This window comes from Microbispora rosea (assembly GCF_900156315.1).
GTDB lineage: Bacteria > Actinomycetota > Actinomycetes > Streptosporangiales > Streptosporangiaceae > Microbispora > Microbispora rosea.
In genome coordinates, this window is the sequence record NZ_FTNI01000008.1 from 37,841 (window position 1) to 55,987 (window position 18,147).

At 70.8% G+C, this 18,147-nt stretch carries 14 protein-coding genes; 9 read left to right on the plus strand and 5 right to left on the minus strand.

Going from position 1 to position 18,147, the window contains the following annotated elements; genetic code table 11:
• Complete coding sequence (locus tag BXA11_RS13485; protein WP_076434813.1) at nt 1-1,263, minus strand: ABC transporter substrate-binding protein; 1,263 nt, start codon at nt 1,261-1,263, stop codon at nt 1-3.
• 135 nt (nt 1,264-1,398) lie between these two features.
• Here BXA11_RS13485 and BXA11_RS13490 point away from each other — a divergent pair, with 135 nt between their 5' ends.
• The 3 genes from BXA11_RS13490 (at nt 1,399) to BXA11_RS13500 (ending at nt 5,141) form a co-directional block, all read left to right on the plus strand.
• Nucleotides 1,399-1,905, plus strand: a complete 507-nt coding sequence (locus BXA11_RS13490) for a PadR family transcriptional regulator (protein WP_030510524.1) — start codon at nt 1,399-1,401, stop codon at nt 1,903-1,905.
• Between the two features lie 121 nt (nt 1,906-2,026).
• Nucleotides 2,027-2,776 (plus strand): ABC transporter ATP-binding protein, encoded by a 750-nt coding sequence (locus BXA11_RS13495; RefSeq protein WP_076434814.1) that lies wholly within the window; start codon nt 2,027-2,029, stop codon nt 2,774-2,776.
• 91 nt (nt 2,777-2,867) lie between these two features.
• Entirely contained in the window at nt 2,868-5,141 is a 2,274-nt protein-coding gene (locus BXA11_RS13500) for an ABC transporter permease (protein ID WP_083744208.1), read from the plus strand.
• 101 nt (nt 5,142-5,242) lie between these two features.
• On the opposite strand, the gene BXA11_RS13505 is transcribed toward BXA11_RS13500, so the two are convergent.
• From BXA11_RS13505 to BXA11_RS13515, 3 genes are all read right to left on the minus strand, one after another.
• On the minus strand, nt 5,243-5,833 hold the full coding sequence (locus BXA11_RS13505) for a superoxide dismutase family protein (protein ID WP_083744209.1): 591 nt from the start codon (nt 5,831-5,833) through the stop codon (nt 5,243-5,245).
• A 190-nt stretch (nt 5,834-6,023) separates the two neighbouring features.
• Nucleotides 6,024-7,769 carry a maltose alpha-D-glucosyltransferase gene (gene treS / locus BXA11_RS13510; protein WP_076434815.1) on the minus strand — a complete coding sequence of 582 codons (1,746 nt, stop codon included), beginning with the start codon at nt 7,767-7,769 and terminating at the stop codon, nt 6,024-6,026.
• A gap of 217 nt (nt 7,770-7,986) precedes the next feature.
• Nucleotides 7,987-9,666, minus strand: coding sequence for an asparagine synthetase B family protein (locus BXA11_RS13515; protein WP_076434816.1), 1,680 nt, complete (start codon nt 9,664-9,666; stop codon nt 7,987-7,989).
• A 290-nt stretch (nt 9,667-9,956) separates the two neighbouring features.
• Here BXA11_RS13515 and BXA11_RS43105 point away from each other — a divergent pair, with 290 nt between their 5' ends.
• Both BXA11_RS43105 and BXA11_RS13520 read left to right on the plus strand, forming a co-directional pair.
• Nucleotides 9,957-10,130 carry a hypothetical protein gene (locus tag BXA11_RS43105; RefSeq protein ID WP_159454773.1) on the plus strand — a complete coding sequence of 58 codons (174 nt, stop codon included), beginning with the start codon at nt 9,957-9,959 and terminating at the stop codon, nt 10,128-10,130.
• Nucleotides 10,131-10,145: 15 nt separating this feature from the next.
• A complete protein-coding gene (locus BXA11_RS13520) occupies nt 10,146-10,625 on the plus strand; it encodes a hypothetical protein (RefSeq protein ID WP_143734246.1) in 480 nt (159 codons plus the stop codon).
• Between the two features lie 84 nt (nt 10,626-10,709).
• On the opposite strand, the gene BXA11_RS13525 is transcribed toward BXA11_RS13520, so the two are convergent.
• Nucleotides 10,710-11,900, minus strand: coding sequence for an ATP-binding protein (locus BXA11_RS13525; RefSeq protein WP_239105007.1), 1,191 nt, complete (start codon nt 11,898-11,900; stop codon nt 10,710-10,712).
• A gap of 322 nt (nt 11,901-12,222) precedes the next feature.
• On the opposite strand from BXA11_RS13525, the gene BXA11_RS13530 reads away from it, so the two are divergent.
• From BXA11_RS13530 to BXA11_RS13545, 4 genes are all read left to right on the plus strand, one after another.
• The gene (locus tag BXA11_RS13530) at nt 12,223-14,244 is read left to right on the plus strand and encodes a glycosyltransferase (RefSeq protein ID WP_076434819.1); all 2,022 of its coding nucleotides are present in this window, start codon (nt 12,223-12,225) and stop codon (nt 14,242-14,244) included.
• Nucleotides 14,245-14,527: 283 nt separating this feature from the next.
• Nucleotides 14,528-15,247: a DALR anticodon-binding domain-containing protein gene (locus BXA11_RS13535; RefSeq protein WP_076434958.1), complete on the plus strand. Its 720-nt coding sequence runs from the start codon at nt 14,528-14,530 to the stop codon at nt 15,245-15,247.
• A gap of 128 nt (nt 15,248-15,375) precedes the next feature.
• Complete coding sequence (gene lysA, locus BXA11_RS13540; RefSeq protein WP_030510515.1) at nt 15,376-16,785, plus strand: diaminopimelate decarboxylase; 1,410 nt, start codon at nt 15,376-15,378, stop codon at nt 16,783-16,785.
• 42 nt (nt 16,786-16,827) lie between these two features.
• Nucleotides 16,828-18,135: a homoserine dehydrogenase gene (locus BXA11_RS13545; protein WP_030510514.1), complete on the plus strand. Its 1,308-nt coding sequence runs from the start codon at nt 16,828-16,830 to the stop codon at nt 18,133-18,135.
• Nucleotides 18,136-18,147: the final 12 nt, after the last annotated feature.

Genomic DNA, 18,147 nt, shown 5'->3' on the forward strand with positions numbered 1-18,147 from the left:
CTATCCTCCGAACTGGATGACCTCGCCGAGCCCCTGCTTCAGGTCGGCGACGGTCTCGTCTACGGGTTTGTCGAGAGTGAGCGCGCCGGAGACGGCGCTGGAGATCAGCAGGCTGATCTGGTTGTAGTCGGCGGTGACCGGCCTGGGCCGGGCCGAGACGATCGCCTCCTTGAGCGCGGGCAGATAGGGGAACCGCTTGATGAGCTCCGGGTCGTCGTACAGCTCCGCCCACACCGGCGGGAACGAGCCCTCGGTGAGCACGAGCCGCTCGTTGTCGAGGCCGGTGAAGTAGCGGATGAAGTCGAGCGCCGACTTCTGCCGCTTCGAGAAGGCGCTGATGGCGAGGTTGTAGCCGCCCAGCGAACTCGATCCGGGCCCGTTCAGGCCGGGCAGCCGGGTCACCGAGAACTTTCCGGCCAGTTTCGAGTGGGCGGCCGGTCCGTACGCGTGGGGCCAGTTGCGGGCGAACAGCAGCCGCCCCTCCTGGAAGGCGAGCCGGGACTCCTCCTCCTTGTACGTCAGCGCCTCGCGGGGGATCCACCCCTCCTTGACGCCGCCGACGAGGAAGTCGAGCGCGGCCCGTGCGCTGCCGAGGTCCATCGTGACCGTGCGGGCGTCCGGGCTGAGGATCGACCCGCCCGCCGATTGGACGGCCTCGGCGAAGTTGACGGTCAGCCCCTCGTACGGCAGGAACTGCCCGGCATATCCCCCGATGTGATACTTCGCGCTCAGGCGCGTGGCCTGCTCGCGCAGCTCCGCCCAGGTCTTGGGCGGATTCAGGTGCTCCTTCTTCAGGATGTCCGACCGGTAGTAGAGCAGGCCGGCGTTGCTGGTGTACGGCGCGGCCCACAGCCTGTCCCGGTAGATGGCGGTGTCCGCGACGCCCTTGAGCAGCTTGTCCAGGGGGAACAGGCTGCGGTCGAGCGGCGCGATCCAGCCGGCGTCGGCGAACTCCGCCGTCCACATCACGTCGAGCGCGAGCACGTCGTAGACGTCGTTGTGCGCCTGCAGGTTGGCCACCATCTGGGCGCGCTGCTCGTCGGCCGCCTCGGGCAGTTCGAGCAGCGACACCGGCTCGTCCGGGTGCGCCTGGTTCCACCGGTCCAGCAGCGGGCGGAGGTACGCGGTGGTGTCCCTGCCGATCGCCAGTGTGATCGGCCCGGTGCCGTCGCTGCCCACGGTGGACCGGGTGCCGCTGTCGGCGAGCCCTGCGCAGCCGGCCACCAGGAGGGTGGCAAGTGCGGCGAGGGCTCGGCGAACCATGTGGCCTCCGTATGAAAAGCGGGTTACATACGTGTTAGGTAGGTGCATGCATGTTATGCATAGCGATAATGTGAGCGTCAACGGATGAGCTCGTAACGCTCCGATAACTGCTCGATACGGCTTGGGGGTGGGCGCGTGCGGCAGTCGCTGCTGGCGCTCCTTGCGAAGGAACCTGCCCACGGATACGAGCTGAAACAGGCACTCGAAACGATCTTCGGTGGCGCCTACCCGTCGCCCAACATCGGCCAGATCTACGTGACTCTGGGCCGGCTGGAGAAGGACGGGCACGTCCGGTCGGTCGACGTCGAGCAGGCCAACCGGCCGAACAAGAAGGTCTATTACATCACCGCCACCGGCAGGGAGGCGCTGGAGAACTGGGTCGAGGAGCCCACCGAGGGCCCGCGGGTGCGTGACGAGTTCTTCATGAAGCTCGTGCTGGCTCCGATGACCGGCCTTTCCGACCGCATGGCGTTGGTGAACCGGCAGCGACGGCACTACCTTGCGCTCATGAGAGACCTCCGCGAGCTGGCCGAGCGCACCGACCCGGCCAACCGCGTCGCGCTGCTGCTCATCGAGGGAGCCATGCTCCACCTCCAGGCCGACCTCGACTGGCTCGAACGTTGTCAGGAGGACCTGCCATGAGTGAGCGGAGCGGGCGAATCGGTAAGCAGCGAATCGGTAAGCAGCGAATCGGTAAGCAGCGAATCGGTAAGCACAGTGCGCTGCGCTCATGCGCCCCCGAGCCGTCAGGCGAGGGGGCGGCATGAGTGCCGACGCCCCCGTCGTACGGGCCGTCAACCTGGTGAAGATCTACCAGACCGGCGGGCTGCCGGTGCCCGCCGTACGCGGGGTCGACCTGACCGTCGAGGCGGGAGAGTTCGTCGCCATCATGGGCCCGTCCGGGTCGGGCAAGTCCACCCTCGTGCACATGCTGGGCGGCCTGGACACGCGCACCAGCGGCGAGATCTGGCTGGACGGCAGGCGGGCGGACACGCTCTCCGAGAGCGGGTGGGCGGTGCTCCGCCGGGAGAAGATCGGCTTCGTCTTCCAGTTCTTCAACCTGGTCGCCAACATGACCGTGGCCGACAACGTCGAGCTTCCCGCCCTGCTCGGCGGCGTCTCGCCCCGGCAGGCCAGGGAACGGCGCGAGTATCTCCTCGGCGAGCTCGGCCTGACCGATCGCGCCGGGGCGTCGCCCGCGCAGCTCAGCGGGGGCGAGCAGCAGCGGGTCGCGCTGGCCCGCGCCCTGGCGAACCAGCCCCGGCTGCTGCTGGCCGACGAGCCGACCGGCAACCTCGACAGCCGCAACACCCGCGACGTGCTGCGCCTGCTCGGCCAGGTGCACGGGCAGGGCCAGACGATCGCGCTGGTCACCCACGACGCGCGGGTGGCGAGCATGGCCGACCGCGTCGTCAGCCTGCTGGACGGCCAGATCGTCGACGACGGCGCGATCCCGAAGTCGCGCCGGCGCCCCCTGGGAGGGGCCGGAGACGTCGTGGAGCTGCGGAGTTGAGATCGGCGCAGTTGAGATCGTCCGGCCGCCATGCCTCCCCGGCCACCCGTCCGCAGAGTCCGGAGAGCCCGGACCGGCGCGAGGGGGCCGCTTGATCACGACGAGGACCGCGGAGCTGCGGTGGATCCGCGCGGACCTGCGGGCGCGCCGGGGCCAGGCCGTGCTCACGGTCCTCGCGGTGGCGGGGATCGTCACCGCTCTGATCATCGCGGCCACGCTGCTGGAGGACGGCACCAATCCCTGGCGCGGCCTGTTCCAGCGCAGCAACAGCGCGCACATCTGGATCCACAGCAAGGACGTGCCCGACGTGTCCGCGCTGCGCAGCCTGAACGGCGTGACCGACGTCGCCGGGCCCTACCGCAGCGCGCCCGCCACGCTGGTCGCGCGCGGCCGGCGGGTGCCGATCACCCTGCAGGAGACGCCGGCGGCCATCCCCGCCGTGGCCCGCCCGCTCCTCCGCGAGGGCCGCTGGCTCGACGTGCGCACCCCGAACGGCGTGGTCGTCGAACGGTCCTTCGCCCGCGCGCTCGGCCTGCGGCCGGGCAGCCCGTTCACCGTCACCGGGCTGAACGGCGCGACCCACGCGTTGACCGTCGCCGGGCTGGCGGAAAGCGGTGACCAGGGGTTCTACCCGGAGTGGACCCCCGGCCTGGCCTGGACGCTCGCGCAGACGCTGAACGTGGTCGAGCCCGCGCCCGGCCGCACCGAGACCGTGACGGGGCTGCGGCTGGCCGATCCCGCCACCACCGATCTCGTCGTCCAGAGGGCCGTCTTCACGATGCGCAACCAGGTGCAGCGGGTGACGACCTGGCGCGAGGTGCGGGCCTCCATGGAACTGGACAACCGGCTGCTCGGCCTGCTGCTCGCGCTGTTCGGCGGCGCGGGCCTGATCGCGGCCGCGCTGGCGCTCGCCAACGCCGCCGGAGGCCGGGTGCTCATGCAGTTGCGCGACATCGCGACGCTCAAGTCGCTCGGGTTCACCCGGGGCCAGGTGGTCCGGATGCTCGTCACCGAGCACGGCACGCTCGGGCTGCTCGGCATCGCCGCCGGCGTGGTCGTCGCCCGGCTGATCACGACGTACGCCATGGGGGAGACGGTCGCCGTCCCGCTGTCGGCCGGCCCGCTCGCCGCGATCATCGTGGGCACGTCGCTGATGGTGCTGGTCGCGGTGCTGATCCCGGCCTGGCGCGGCGGGCGCACCCCGCCGATCCCGGCCACCCCGGCGGCGCCGCCACGCGGGCACCTGTCGCGATTGGCCCGGGTCGCCCTGCTCGTACGGCTGCCGCCCGCGCTCGTCCTCGGCGCCAGGGACGCGTTCACCCGCAGGACGCCCGCCGCGCTCACGCTGTGCGGCGTCGCCATCCCGATGATGATGATCACGATCGGGCTCGGCTGCTGGACGACCCTGGACGACTTCATCCGCCACCCCGAGAGCGTGGGGCAGGCGGCGGCCCTGACCGTCCGGCCGGGCGAGCTGACCGCCGAGGAGGCGCGCCAGCGGGCGATGGCCGACCAGGACGTGGTCGCGGCCTACCCGGGCGCCGAGCTCGACGCGCTCGTCCCCTGGCAGACCAGGACCGTGCGGACCAGGGCCCTCGGCCTGTCGTCCGACCCCTATCCCTTTCCGGTCGTCGAGGGCCGGATGTTCGCGGACCGGGGCGAGGCGGTCGCCGGGCAGGGCCTGCTCGACCTCCTCGGCGTGGGGATCGGCGACCGGGTCCGCGTGACGATCGGGGGCACCCCGCTGATCGTCCGGATCGTGGGCCGGGTGGTCGAGCCCGAGCAGGACGGCGAGGTGCTGTCGTTCGGGATGGACAGCCTGGCGGCCAAGGACGCGCTGCCGCCCCAGTTCTACGCCCTGGTGCTGCGGCCCGGCGCCGACGCGGTCCAGGTGCGGGCCCGCCTGCAGGGGGAGGGGCTGGAGGTGGCCCAGGCCGTGAACCCGGCCGACCGGCTCTCGGTCATCCGGGTGATCATTGTCGCGCTGGTCGCCGTGCTGGCCCTGATCGGGCTGGCCAGCCTGCTCACGGCGAGCGCGCTCGGGCTGCGCGACCACGTCCTCGACCTGGCCGTGCTCAAGGCGATGGGCCTGACCCCGCGCCAGGTGATGGCCACGCTGGTGACCGCGACCGGCCTGCCCGCGGCGGTCGGGGTCGTGCTGGGGGCCGCGGCGGGGGCGGCCTGGTCACGGTGGCTGATCGACCTGGAGGGCCGCGGCAGCGGCGTCGGCGCCGGCATCGGCCGCGCTCCGACCTCCGGCATGCTCGTCGCGACCCTCCTCATCGCGATCGGCGCGGCGTTGCTGGTGGCGCTGATCCCCGCCAGGCGGGCGGCGCGGGCGCAGGTGCCCCTCACCGCCCGCTGAGCGAACGGCGGAGTGCGTTGAGCGTCCGGCCTGAGCCGACGTGGCCGGGGCCCGCTGGTCTTCCGCGGCCGGTGCCGTTCGGCCCCGCGTGAGAACGCGGGTCAGTCTCTCTTGAACACGCCGCAGGCGATCCGGGCGCCTGAGTCGCCGGCCTTGAGCGTCTCGGCGTCAGGCCCGGCCGTGCCCGAACGGCTGTAGCGGTCGGGGACGTTCGCCTGGTTGTCGGGCTTGGCGTGGACGACGATCGACCTGCCGCCGCCGGTCAGCAGGTCCTCCACCCTGAACCGATCGGTGACGACGGAGGCCTGGCCCACGCCGTCGCCGCGGACCAGGAGGTCGGGCAGATCCCCCGTGTGCCCGGGGTGCGAGCCCGAGCCCAGGTGGGAGCCCGCGCTGAAGAAGGGGCTGCCGGTCGCCGGGTCCTTCGAGTTCGGGTCGCACACGCCCTTGTCGTGGACGTGCACGCCGTGGAATCCGGGCGGCAGCGCGGTGGTCCTGATCGTCACCTCGGTCCCGCCGTTCTCGTCGTTCTCCACGTGGACCGTCCCGACGTTCTGACCCTGCGCGTTCGTGAGAGTCGCGGAGGCGTCGGTGTCGCGGGGCGCCGCCGGCGTCTGCGCCGTGGCGATCCCGGAGACGGCCGCCCCCGCGACCAACGCGGCGGCCAGGGACAGGTAGGTATGCCGGGGCATGAGGCTCCCCCTCTCGCCGGTGCGAGCAATCCGCCCGTCCACGCCACGGTAGGCACGTCAGGCGAAAGGGGTGGGCCAAGACGGCGTCAAGTCTGGTGTGCGTACGACGACGCCCGGCCCAGGGGCCCGCGAAGGGCCCGAGGACGGGGCGTGCCGAACGTCCCGAGGACGGATGTGCCGGGCGGCCGGATCAGGACGACGGCCGCAGGGACAGCCAGTAGAAGCCGTAGCCCGGCAGCGTGAGCAGGTAGGGCAGGTCGCCGACCGTCGGGAAGGGGACGCCGCCCCGGCACTCGACCGGAGTCACCCCGGCGAAGCGCCGCAGGTCGAGCTCGACCGGCTGGGCGAAGCGCGACAGGTTGTTGACGCACAGGACCACGTCGTCGCCCTCCTCCCGCAGGAAGGCCAGCACGCTCGGGTTCGGCGACCACAGCTCGGTGTAGTCGCCGGTGCCGAAGATCGAGTGCTCCCGCCTGATCTGCAGCATCCGCCGGGTGAAGTGCAGCAGCGACGACTCGCTCTTGGTCTGGGCCTCGACGTTGACCGACTGGTAGCCGTACACCGGGTCCATGACCACCGGCAGGTAGAGCCGGCCGGGGTCGGCCTCGGAGAATCCGGCGTTGCGGTCCGGGGTCCACTGCATCGGCGTGCGCACCGCGTCGCGGTCCTCCAGCCAGATGTTGTCGCCCATGCCGATCTCATCGCCGTAGTACATGACCGGCGAGCCCGGCATGCTGAGCAGCAACGCGGTGAACAGCTCGATCTGGTCCCTGTCGTTCTCCAGCAGGGGAGCCAGGCGCCGGCGGATGCCGAGGTAGGCGCGCATGCGCGGGTCCTTGGCGTACTCCGCGTGCATGTAGTCGCGCTCCTCCTCCGTCACGGTCTCGAGCGTCAGCTCGTCGTGATTGCGGAGGAAGATGCCCCACTGGGCGCTTTCCGGCAGCTTCGGGGTGCGCGACATGATCTCGGAGATCGGCTCGCGGCTCTGCCGGCGTACGGCCATGAAGATGCGCGGCATCAGCGGGAAGTGGAAGGCCATGTGGCACTCGTCGCCCCCCTTGGTGGGGTCGCCGAAGTACTCGACCACGTCCTCCGGCCAGCCGTTGGCCTCGGCGAGCAGCACCCGGTCGGGGTAGAGCCGGTCCACCTCGGCGCGGATCTTCCTGAGATAGTCGTGCGTCTCCGGCAGCCCGGAGCAGGAGGTGCCCTCGCGCTCGAACAGGTAGGGCACCGCGTCCAGCCGGAACCCGTCCACACCGAGATCGAGCCAGAAGCGGATGACCTCCATCATCGCGTCCTGGACGTCCGGGTTGTCGTAGTTCAGGTCGGGCTGGTGGTGGAAGAACCGGTGCCAGTAGTACTGCTTGCGCACCGGGTCGAACGTCCAGTTCGAGTCCTCGGAGCCCACGAAGACGATGGGGACGCCCGAGTATTTGTCCGGGTCGTCCGACCAGACGTAGAAGTCTCCGTACGGACCGTCCGGGTCGTTGCGGGACGCCTGGAACCACGGGTGCTGGTCGCTGGTGTGGTTCATGACCAGGTCCGTGATGACCCGCAGGCCGCGCTCGTGCGCGGCCTCGATCAGCTTCACGAAGTCGCCGAGGTCGCCGAACTCCGGAAGGATCTTGAGGTAGTCGGAGATGTCGTAGCCGCCGTCCTTGAGCGGGGACTCGTAGAGCGGCAGCAGCCAGAGGCAGTCGACCCCGAGCCACTTGAGGTAGTCGAGCTTCTCGATCAGCCCGCGCAGGTCGCCGGTGCCGTCGCCGTTGGAATCCTTGAAGCCGCGGACCAGTACCTCGTAGAAGACCGCGCGCTTGTACCAGCGGGGGTCCTGTGAGGTGAAATCGGTGATCTCCGGCAGATCGCCGGAGTACGCACCGGTGGTGGCGCCGAACGACCCGGAAACCGGGTCAGGGCAGGGCGCAGCAGCGTTCATCTGGTTCTCGCTTGAGGAAGGAGGAGCGTGTTGTCAGGTCACACCCGAGCTTTGAAGCTCTCGCCAAGATGTTTGGCTCTATTTGACCAAAACTACCACTAGAAGTGGTCTGACCGAAAAGGCTGACGCCGGTCTGACATGCAGTTTTTACCTGTTTTCGAGTGATCACGGAGTGCTACCGCACAGACGCGGCCCAGGACTGTGCGGACCACCCGCCCTACGGCGCAGGCCAGGGCGGGGTGAGGTCGCCGAGCACGTCCTCGTAGTCGGCCAGCCACGCCCCGAACGCCACCAGGGCACGCAGCCAGAACCGCGAGTTCCACGACCCGAAGGCGGTCAGGGCGTCCGGCCCGCCGGCGATCGCGTCCAGCATCTGGGGCGACATCAGCCCCGGGATCCGCGCGGCCCTGACCAGCATCCGGTGGTTCCACTCGCGGGCGACCGGCCCGTTCGAGCGCAGCGGCACCCGGCGGTTCGGCAGCAGCGGGGTGTTGGTCGAGGGCAGCGCCGCCACGCGGGGGTTGGCGGCCCGCAGGACCTCCCGGTAGAACTTCCCGCCCTCCTTGCGGACGACCGGCACCGACAGCGCCGCGTCGAAGAACTCCGGGTGCAGGAACGCGAAGACCGGGGTCGCCTCGGGGCCGACGAGGTTGACCGGGGACCTGGCGATGCCCCGCACGGTCCGGGTGTGGAGCACGCTCAACGGCAGCTCGGCCCGGTGTCCGTGCAGCATGGAGGTCGCCCGGGTGAACGCCGCGCGGACCCGGTCGCCCATGAACGCGGCGGCGGCCTCGCCGAGCACGGGGATGTGGGCGTCGCCGGTCGCCAGGGCCTTCAGCAGCGCCTCGCGGCGGGACGCGCCCGTCCCCGCGCCGACGGCGTCCGCCGTGATCAGGAAGTTCTTCATCAGCGGGCCGCCCGCCAGGCCGTCGACCAGGGCCCGGCCCGCGCCGTGCACCTCACGGGCGAAGGGGGAGTACCAGGCGTGGTGGCTGGTGAGGAACTCCAGGCGCCGGGCCGCCCACAGTGCCTCCTGCGGGTAGGCGGCGGGGTCCTGCGGCATGATCCGGTGCGGGATGCCCAGCTCGCGGGTGATGTAGCGGGCGAAGTCGATGTCGTTGTCCAGGCCGTCGTCGGGGCTGGTGGTCCACGACTCGACGTCCATCTTCCTGGCCACCGCCACGCTGGCCAGCAGCCGCGAGTCGTAACCGCCGCTCACCGGCACCAGCACCCGCTCGTACGGCTTGAGCGCGTCGTGCAGCAGCGCGACCAGGTCGCCGGCCGTCACACCCCGGTCCACCGGCTCCTCCCGCACCCAGCGCGGGGCCCGCCGGTCCACCCTCAGCCTGCGCTCGCGCCGCGACCAGGTCAGCGCGGTCGCGCCGGGCAGGCGCCGGATCTGGCGGTACGGCGTGTCCTCGAGGAGCGGGTAGGTGAGCGTGAGGATCGCCGCCCACGCGTCCCAGTTCACCTCGTAGGGCCGCCGGGCGAGCGCGAGGAGCGGCTCGATCAGCGAGGAGAAGTAGACGGCGTCGCCGTCCTGGAGGTAGTAGACGTCGACCAGGCCGAGACCGCCCGTGTGCAGGCTCACCGCGTCGGGCTCGTCCACCAGGCCCGGGGTCTCGTACGTCTCCGCGACCCGCAGCCACGCGTTCGCCCGGGGCTCGCCCCCGGTCTCGGGCCGCCGGTCGCCCCAGGCGTACGCGGTCGCCCGGGCTCCGGTGGCGTACGGCGCCAGGGGGGCCGACGCGAGCAGCGCGGCCTCCGGGGCGGTGTGCACGGCCTGCACAGCCGGCCCCGACCGTGCCAGCAGGTCGAGCGTCGCCTGCTCGAAGGGCCCGACGGCCCCGCAGACGTACGGCCTGGCCTGGAATCGCGGCCACTCACCCTTGCGCACGGTTTGCCCTCCCTTGAACCCCAGCCGAGTCTACGGACCTCGGGGCTCGCAGGGGGACCGGAGTCTGCCACAGCGGCCGGCAAGAACGCCGCCGGATGCCGGTGTGTTGAACGCCGGCGATTATGTGGGCGCCGACGGCAGAATGCGCGGTTAGTCGTGGACCGGGACCGTCGCGCCGATCACCTGCGCCACGACCGTGCGGCAGCGCCTTGGGCGGGAGGCTGTCGGGCGGCGGTGGGTTGCCGGAATAACTGTTCCGCGCCGGCCGCAACGGCAACACCATCGGGTGCGTGTTCCTGTCCGAGATTCCCCCTGCGGTCGCTTTCACGCAGCGGTGGTACACCTATGGCGGCAGAACCGGATGGTGGTTCTCGTTCGCCATCGCCTACTGGCTCGTGGGGCCGAATCCTTGTACAAACGGGTTCGAGATCCAAGCAGATCCGATCAAGGGCGAGATACGGTGAGCAATGCGGCCTGACATGAAAAACATCCCGCGGCTCGTGGTCGCGCCGGCAGTGGTCTTGATGCTCGCCGGCTGTGTGCAGGAACAGGTAGGAACGGTGGGGCTGACGCGCTCGCAGGACGGCGGCATCAACATTCCTGTCGCGTGGTGTGGAAGGGCACCTCACTCGATGACCGTGACCATCCTGGTGCACGAATCCTGGGAACGAGTCGCCAAATTCGACACCACGCGGACTGGGAGCGGTTCCGTAACGCTTGATCTCAATTCGCCGTCGCCGGACTGGAAATTGATCTGGGGCGATCCTCGCCTGCGCCCCGGCGTCACTTACTACGTCGAGGCGTACCCTGATTCCGGAAAGGACGCGATCGTGGGTCAGCTCAGGTTCACCCTGAACGACGCGGCCACACTCCGCCCCGGGGAGGTGTATGTCGGCGACAAGGACGACACGTACACCTGGAACGAGTTTCTCGAAAGCGCGAGTCAAATGTGCGGGTGAGGCGAAGAGGGCGGGTCGGAGCGCACGGCCTTGAGACAGTGCAGGCCCAGCCCGCCCTGGCCGCCTATGCGCACGACTTGCCCGTCAGACCTGCCATAGGGCGCTGACAGGCATGGCGCGCAGTCGCGGGCCGAAGGGGAGGGTCTGCGTGCCGGTGTAGAGGACGACGCCGGCCACGAAGTCGTCGCCCAGGCGGTCGGCGAGGTGACGCAGGCCGCGGAAGTCGTCGCCGCGGACTGTGGAGGACGCCTTGACCTCGACGCCGACGACCCGGCCCTGCCGGTTCTCCAGCACCGCGTCGACCTCGACCTTGTCCTTGGTCCGGTAGTGGAAGAGCTCCACGCGCTCGTCCGACCAGGTGAGCTGGCGGGCGAGCTCCATGAGGACGAATCCCTCCAGCAACGGTCCGAACTGACCGTCGGGCCGCACGAGGCTCCTCGCGTCGGCGCCCACCAGGTTGGCGGCCACGCCCGAGTCGACGAAGGCCACCTTGGGGGTGCCGACCGCTCGATTGCTGAGGTTGCGTGACCAGGCGGGGATGCGCTTGATCAGGAATACCTCTTCGAGCAGGCCGAGGTAGCGATTCGCGGTGCCGTAGGACAGCCCGATGTCCGCCCCGAGCGCGCCGGTCACGAGCAACTGTCCCGAAAGGGCGGCCACCGACCGCACCAGGGCGCGCATCTCGGCAGTCCGCTCGATCTCAGACAGCCGGCTCACGTCTCGCGCGATCAGGTCCGAGACGTACGAGTCGAAGAAGCGCTCGCGTCTGCGCGGGTTCGTCCGGGCCACCGCCTCCGGAAATCCCCCGCGGACGACCCGCTCGGCGTAGTCGGCGCGCGACGACGAGGACGTGTGATGGAGGCCCTCGCCTTCGGCGAAGATCGCGTCTACGAACCGGTCCGGAGTGCCGTCGATCTCTCCTTGAGAGAAGGGCCACAACTCGATCGTCTCCATGCGGCCCGGCAATGCGTCGGGGAGGGCCCGCAGGCCGAGCACTCGCGCCGATCCGGTGAGCAGGAACCGCCCTGGCCGGGGGTCGGTGTCCACCTGTTCCTTGATGGACAGCATGAGCTCGGGTACGCGCTGGATCTCGTCGATCACCATCAGATCGGGGAACGCCACGAAGCCCGAGGGATCCTCCTCCGCGGCTTGGCGGACGACCGGGGTGTCCAGATTGCGCCACTCGGCCGTCCGTTCCTTGGCGAGGAGGCGGACAAGGGTGCTCTTGCCGCTCTGGCGGGCACCGTTGATCAGTACAACGCGGGTGTCGCTCAAGGCGTCCGCGGCAGGCTTTTCCGCGTGTCTTGGAACCACTCGGCCGAGAGGGGTCTGTGAAGGGCTTCTCACCAGCTCAGGATGGCATGCTGGCTGTCCTTGTGAAAGAACGGTCGCATGATCAATGGCGAAATGGTCGCATGATCGCTGGTGATTTGGTCGCTAGGATCTCGGCGATTTGGTCGCGGGGTCCGTGAACGGCCGGTCGCCGGGGGATGGGGCGGGGGAGGTGGACGAGGTCTCGGCTCCGGCTGAGAGCGATCAGGGCGTTCTGCGAATATTGTGACTCTGGTCCTGAAGGTCTACCGCGGAGTCACCCCCTATGAGCGAGGTAAGCGAGCCGGCAGCCGGACAGCCCGAGTGGAACGACCCGGCGGCGCTGCGGCAGGCGCTGGCGGAGGCGGTGGAGCGGGCCTCCGGCGCGGCGGAGCTGGCCCGGCTGATCACGGACTACCAGCGGCGGCTGGAGGAGGTGGCGCGCTCGGAGGCCGAGGCGCTGACGAAGACGCGCGAGGCCGAGGCGCGGCTGAAGACGGCCGAGCGGCAGAACGCGCAGCTCGCCAAGCAGCTCGCGGAGCAGAAGTACCAGACCGAGGTCGCCAACTGGAAGCTCGCCTCGCTCCAGGACAGCCGGTGGAGCAAGCTCGGCGACGCGATCCACAGCAAGAAGCCCGGCACGGTGGCCAGGACGCTCAAGGCGCCGGTCAGGAAGCGCCCCGCGCCCAAGCGCTCGGACTTCAAGCCGCAGATTCCCACCGTCCCCGAGGTGAAGGCGGCCCCCGCCGCGCCCGAGCCCAAGGCCCCGCAGGTCTCCGCGCCGCTCGCCGAGTCGTTCACGGTCCCCAAGGGCCCGACGGCCCGGCCGTACATGACGGTGGCCGCCATCGTGGACCGGCAGACCGAGGCGCTGCTGCGGTATGAGTGGCGGCTGGTGACCAACTTCGGTCCCGACAACTGGGAGGCCATGCTCGACCAGCAGCAGCCGCACGTGCTGTTCGTCGAGTCCGTACGGCCCGGCCCCCGGCAGGGCAACGGCGGGCGCTGGCTGGAGGCACTGGCCGGCGAGACGCGTGCGGTGCGCGACCTGGTGGCGGCCTGTCGCAAGCGGGGAATCAAGACGGTCTTCTGGCACTCGGGCGGCGCGGTGTCGCGGGCGTTCCCGGCGGCCGAGCACTTCGAATACGTGCTGGCCACCACCGAGGCCCGCGCCCGCGAGTGGCGCTCCGCGCTGCGCCACGAGCGGGTCGGCGTGCTCCCGCTCGCGATCCAGCCCCGGGTGCACAACCCCATCCCCGCCGAGGGCGGCAGGACCGGGGAGATCGTCACCCTCGGCACGGTCAACCCGCCGGCCGGCGGTGCGGACTGGCAGCCGCTGGCCGGGCAGGGCGACGACCCGACGTCGTACGACGACGTGCTGACGGCCTACCGGCGGCCGGCCCTGCTGATCGCGGGCGCCGACGCCGAGCCGAGGGTGATAGGGGAGGTCGCGGCCTGCGGCACCCCGGTGCTCCAGGTGCGGGCCGGGGCCAAGGGCGAGGAGGTCCTCGCGGCGGCCGAGATTCTCATGGCCGACGCGGGACGGCTGGCCAGGGAGGCCCACCTCGCCTGGCGGGCCCGCGGCAGCGTCACCCCGCTGCTCGACCCGATCCTCGACACCCTCGGCGTGCCGAGCGTACGGAACAGCGGCGTGATCACGGCGATCACCGCCGTCTCCGAACCGGCGGAGCTGGACCGCCTGCTCGCCCAGATCACCCGTCAGATCACACGACCTGGGCAGATCGTGATCGTCGCAGACGGCCTGGACGCGGGCCTGGTGGACAAGACGGTCCGTCAGTCGTGCCCGGACCTCGACGTCGTGGTCCGGGCCACGGGGGAGCCGGTCACCCGGGGGGCCGCCCTTGACCGCGCGGTCCGGCTCGCCGACGGCGACTACGTGGCCGTGCTCGACGCCAGGGACCTGTACGGCGAGCACTACCTGGCCGACCTCGTCCGCCACTTCGCCTCCACCGACGCCGAGGTGCTGGGGAAGGCGTCGTTCTACGCCCACCTGCCGGCGACCGGCGCGACCCTGCTGCGCCAGCCGGAGGCCGAGCACCGGTTCCTCCCCGAGGTGGCCGGGGGCACCGTCCTGGCCCGCCGCCAGGTCCTCACCGAGCTCGGCTTCGCCGACGTCTCGGAGGAGTGGGGCGAGGTCCTGATGCGGCAGTGCCGTACGGACGGGGTGCGGGTCTACTCGGCCGACCGCTACTCCTACGTCTGCGTTCGCGACTCGGCCGAGGGCTCACTGCTCGGCGCTGCGCGTATGGAGGGATACATCCCAGCCGAGCCCCTCGCCCTGCTCTAGACCACCCCCCACCCCACCCCTCGTGATCTTGTAGTTTGTCGCATGGATGGGCCGTCACCTGCGCCGATCCCTTTGGTGATCATGCAAGTGCGCGCCGATATGCTTCGTGACCTGGCGTTATCACCGCCGTGATCTTGCAATTGCAAGATCACGGTTCGTGTTTCCCCTGCTGAGCCCTTTGGTTGTGCCAATTCTGCAAGATCGTTAAAGGCGAAGGCCCAGCTCGGCGGGGATGCGTGCGACAAACTACAAGATCACGGCGGTGAGGGGGTGTGGGGTGATCATGGAGGCGTTGTGTGGCGTCCTTGGCGAGCCGCCGGTGCCGCAGGGGTCCTGGGAGCGGGACGCGTGGTTCGTCTCCACGGTGGCGCTGCGGGGAACGGCGGAGGCTGCGGGTGCGACGCCTCGGGCAACGGCGGAGGCTCCGGCCGAGGTGGCGGAGCGGCTCGCGGCACGGCTGCGCGCGGTGCCCGGGATCCGGCGGGTGGACGTCCGGCCCAACGGCTTCCTCGTCATCGGCCTCGCCACCCCCGGAGAGATCGTCGAGGACGTGCTGGCCGCCCCGGTCGCCGTGCCCCCGCCGCCGGGGGCCTCCGCGGCGCCGTGGCCGGACTTCCCGCGCACCTGGGACAACCCCGGTTTCGCCGTGCGCTACGCGTACGTGCGGGCGGGAGCCGTACGGCGGTGGGCGCGCGACCTGGGCGTGCGGACCGGCGCGGCGGTGCGGCCCGAGCTGCTCGACGGCCCGTTCGACCGGGCCGTGCTGCGGGTGCTGGCCGAGCTGCCGAGCAGGAGGGAGAGCCGCGATCCGGGATGGGCGGCATACCTCGAACGCCTGGCCGAGGCCTACCACACCGCCGTCGAGCGCGCGGCCCCGATCCCCAGGGGCGACGAGCCGCCGTCGGAGCTCCACGCGGCCCGGGTGCGGATGGGGGAGGCGGTGCGCCGGGTGCTCGGCGAGGGGCTGGTGGAGCTCGGTGTCGCCCCACCCGGCAAAATCTGAACAAAACCGGTGATTGGCTGAAAGTGCTGTCGCCGATGACCTGCAGATCTGAATATCTTCCGTCGGGGTCGTCTCGCAGGGTGAACAGCGGGCGCGAGTGAATCGCAGGGTCGGCTAGCCTCGTTCGGGTGAGTCGATTCGCCCACCCTGCCGGCGACCTGCACGCCGCTTCATCGATCGTCGCCGTGACCGCCGGACTGCCCGAGGAGCGTCCGCAGCAGCACGTGCCGGCCGACCTCAACGCGCTCGAACCGGCCATCTGGCCGCGAACGTCCGGCCGGGCCGACGGCGCCGTCACCATCGGCGGAATCGACGTGCGCGACCTGGCGAAGGAGTTCGGCACGCCTCTGTACGTCATCGACGAGGAGGACTTCCGCTCACGCTGCCGCGAGTACCGATCCGCCTTCCACGACGGCGAGGTCCACTACGCCGCCAAGGCGTTCCTGTGCCGCGAGGTCGCCCGCTGGATCGACCAGGAGGGCCTCGGCCTCGACGTGTGCAGCGCCGGCGAGCTCGCCGTCGCGCTCAGCGTGAACTTCCCGCCCGAGCGGATCACGATGCACGGCAACAACAAGTCGCTCGCCGAGCTGGAGAAGGCCGTCCAGGTCGGCGTGGGCCACATCGTGGTCGACTCGTACGAGGAGATCGCCCGCCTCGGCTTCCTCGCGGACAAACACGGCGTGCGGCCGAAGGTGATGATCCGGGTGACCGTGGGCGTCGAGGCGCACACCCACGAGTTCATCGCGACCGCCCACGACGACCAGAAGTTCGGCCTGTCGCTGAGCAGCGGCGCCGCCGCCGAGGCGGTGCGGCGCATCCTCGCGCTGCCGCAGCTCGAACTGGTCGGCCTGCACTCGCACATCGGGTCGCAGATCACCGACACCGGCGGTTTCGAGGTCGCGGCCCGCCGCCTGGCGAGGCTGCTGGTGGAGATCAAGGAGGAGCACGACGTCGTGCTCCCGGAGCTGGACCTCGGCGGCGGATACGGCATTCCGTACGTGGTGGGCGACGAGTCCCTGGACGTCAAGGTCATCGCGGACGGCCTGCGGGAGATCGTCACGAAGGTGTGCGAATCGGCAGGGCTGCCCGTGCCCCGGCTCACGGTCGAGCCGGGCCGGTCGATCGCCGGAGTGTCCGGCGTCACCCTCTACGAGGCCGGTACGGTCAAGGACGTGGAGGGCCTGCGCACGTACGTGAGCGTCGACGGCGGCATGAGCGACAACATCCGCACCGCCCTCTACGGCGCCGAGTACACGGCCGTGCTCGCCTCCCGCGTGAGCCAGGCGGCGCCGATGCTGTCGCGCCTGGTCGGCAAGCACTGTGAGAGCGGCGACATGGTCGTGCGCGACCTGTACCTGCCGGGCGACCTGGCCCCCGGCGACCTGATCGCCGTCGCCGGCACCGGAGCCTACTGCCGGTCGCTGGCCAACAACTACAACTATCTGCCCAAGCCCGCCGTCGTCGCGGTGTCCAACGGCCAGGCGCGGGTCATCATCCGCAGAGAGACCGAGGACGACCTGCTCAGGGGGCAGCTGTGACCGGCCGCTCCGGGCAGTCTGGCGGCGAAGCGAGGAGGCATCGTGAGTAAGGCCAAACCGGCGCTCAGGGTCGCGCTGCTGGGCTGCGGCGTCGTCGGGTCGCAGGTCGTGCGTCTGCTCCGCGAGCAGGCCGACGACCTGGCCGCCCGCGTCGGGGCCCCACTGGAGCTGGCCGGCGTCGCCGTGCGCAGGCTGGGGCGCAAGCGGGACGCCGACGTGGACCCCGCCCTGCTCACGACCGACGCGGAGGCCCTGGTCACCCGCGACGACGTGGACATCGTCGTCGAGGTGATCGGCGGCATCGAACCGGCCAGGTCGCTGATCCTCGCCGCCATGGCGCACGGCAAGTCCGTGGTGAGCGCCAACAAGGCGCTGCTGGCCGAGGACGGCGCGACGATCCACCGGGCCGCCCGCGAGAACGGCGCCGACCTGTACTTCGAGGCGAGCGTCGCCGGGGCGATCCCGCTGCTGCGCCCGCTGCGCGAGTCGCTGGCCGGCGATCGGGTGCGCCGCGTGCTGGGCATCGTCAACGGCACCACCAACTACATCCTCGACAAGATGGACTCCACCGGCGCCTCGTTCAACGACGCCCTGGAGGAGGCCCAAGCGCTCGGGTACGCCGAGGCCGACCCCACGGCCGACGTCGAGGGCTTCGACGCCGCCGCCAAGGCGGCGATCCTGGCCGGCATCGCCTTCCACAGCCGGGTGACGGCCGCCGACGTGCACCGCGAGGGCATCACGGAGATCACCGCGGCCGACGTCGCCTCGGCCAAGGGCATGGGGTACGTCATCAAGCTGCTGGCCATCTGCGCCCGCTCCGACGACGGCAGGTCGGTCGGCGTCCGGGTGCACCCCGCCATGATTCCGAGGTCGCACCCCCTGGCCGGGGTGCGCGAGGCGTACAACGCCGTCTTCGTGGAGGCCGAGTCGGCCGGGCGGCTCATGTTCTACGGCGCGGGCGCGGGCGGCGCGCCGACCGCCAGCGCCGTGCTGGGCGACATCGTCGCCGTGGCACGCAACCGCATCGCCGGCACCCGCGGGCCTGAGGAGTCGACGTACGCCGACCTCAAGGTCCACCCGATGGGCGACAGCGTCACCCGCTACCACGTGTCGCTGGACGTCGCGGACAAGCCCGGTGTGCTCGCGCGGGTGGCCGAGATCTTCGCGAGCCACGACGTGTCGATCCAGACGGTGCGGCAGGAGGGGCGCGGCGACGACGCCCAGCTCGTGCTGGTGACCCACCGGGCCAGCGACGCCGCCCTGTCGGGCACGATAAAGGACCTGCGCGACCTGAACATCGTCCGCGCGGTCGCGAGCGTCATGCGGGTCGAGGGCGACGACACACCCTGACGCCGAGGGCAC

What these genes read in the sequence shown, in the direction of transcription:
- BXA11_RS13530 (WP_076434819.1), top strand. Translation starts at nt 12,223, where the DNA reads ATGAGCGAGGTAAGCGAGCCGGCAGCCGGACAGCCCGAGTGGAACGAC.
- BXA11_RS13520 (WP_143734246.1), top strand. Translation starts at nt 10,146, where the DNA reads ATGAAAAACATCCCGCGGCTCGTGGTCGCGCCGGCAGTGGTCTTGATG.
- BXA11_RS13535 (WP_076434958.1), top strand. Translation starts at nt 14,528, where the DNA reads ATGGAGGCGTTGTGTGGCGTCCTTGGCGAGCCGCCGGTGCCGCAGGGG.
- treS (WP_076434815.1), bottom strand. Translation starts at nt 7,769, where the DNA reads ATGAACGCTGCTGCGCCCTGCCCTGACCCGGTTTCCGGGTCGTTCGGC.
- BXA11_RS13505 (WP_083744209.1), bottom strand. Translation starts at nt 5,833, where the DNA reads ATGCCCCGGCATACCTACCTGTCCCTGGCCGCCGCGTTGGTCGCGGGG.
- BXA11_RS13485 (WP_076434813.1), bottom strand. Translation starts at nt 1,263, where the DNA reads ATGGTTCGCCGAGCCCTCGCCGCACTTGCCACCCTCCTGGTGGCCGGC.
- BXA11_RS13495 (WP_076434814.1), top strand. Translation starts at nt 2,027, where the DNA reads ATGAGTGCCGACGCCCCCGTCGTACGGGCCGTCAACCTGGTGAAGATC.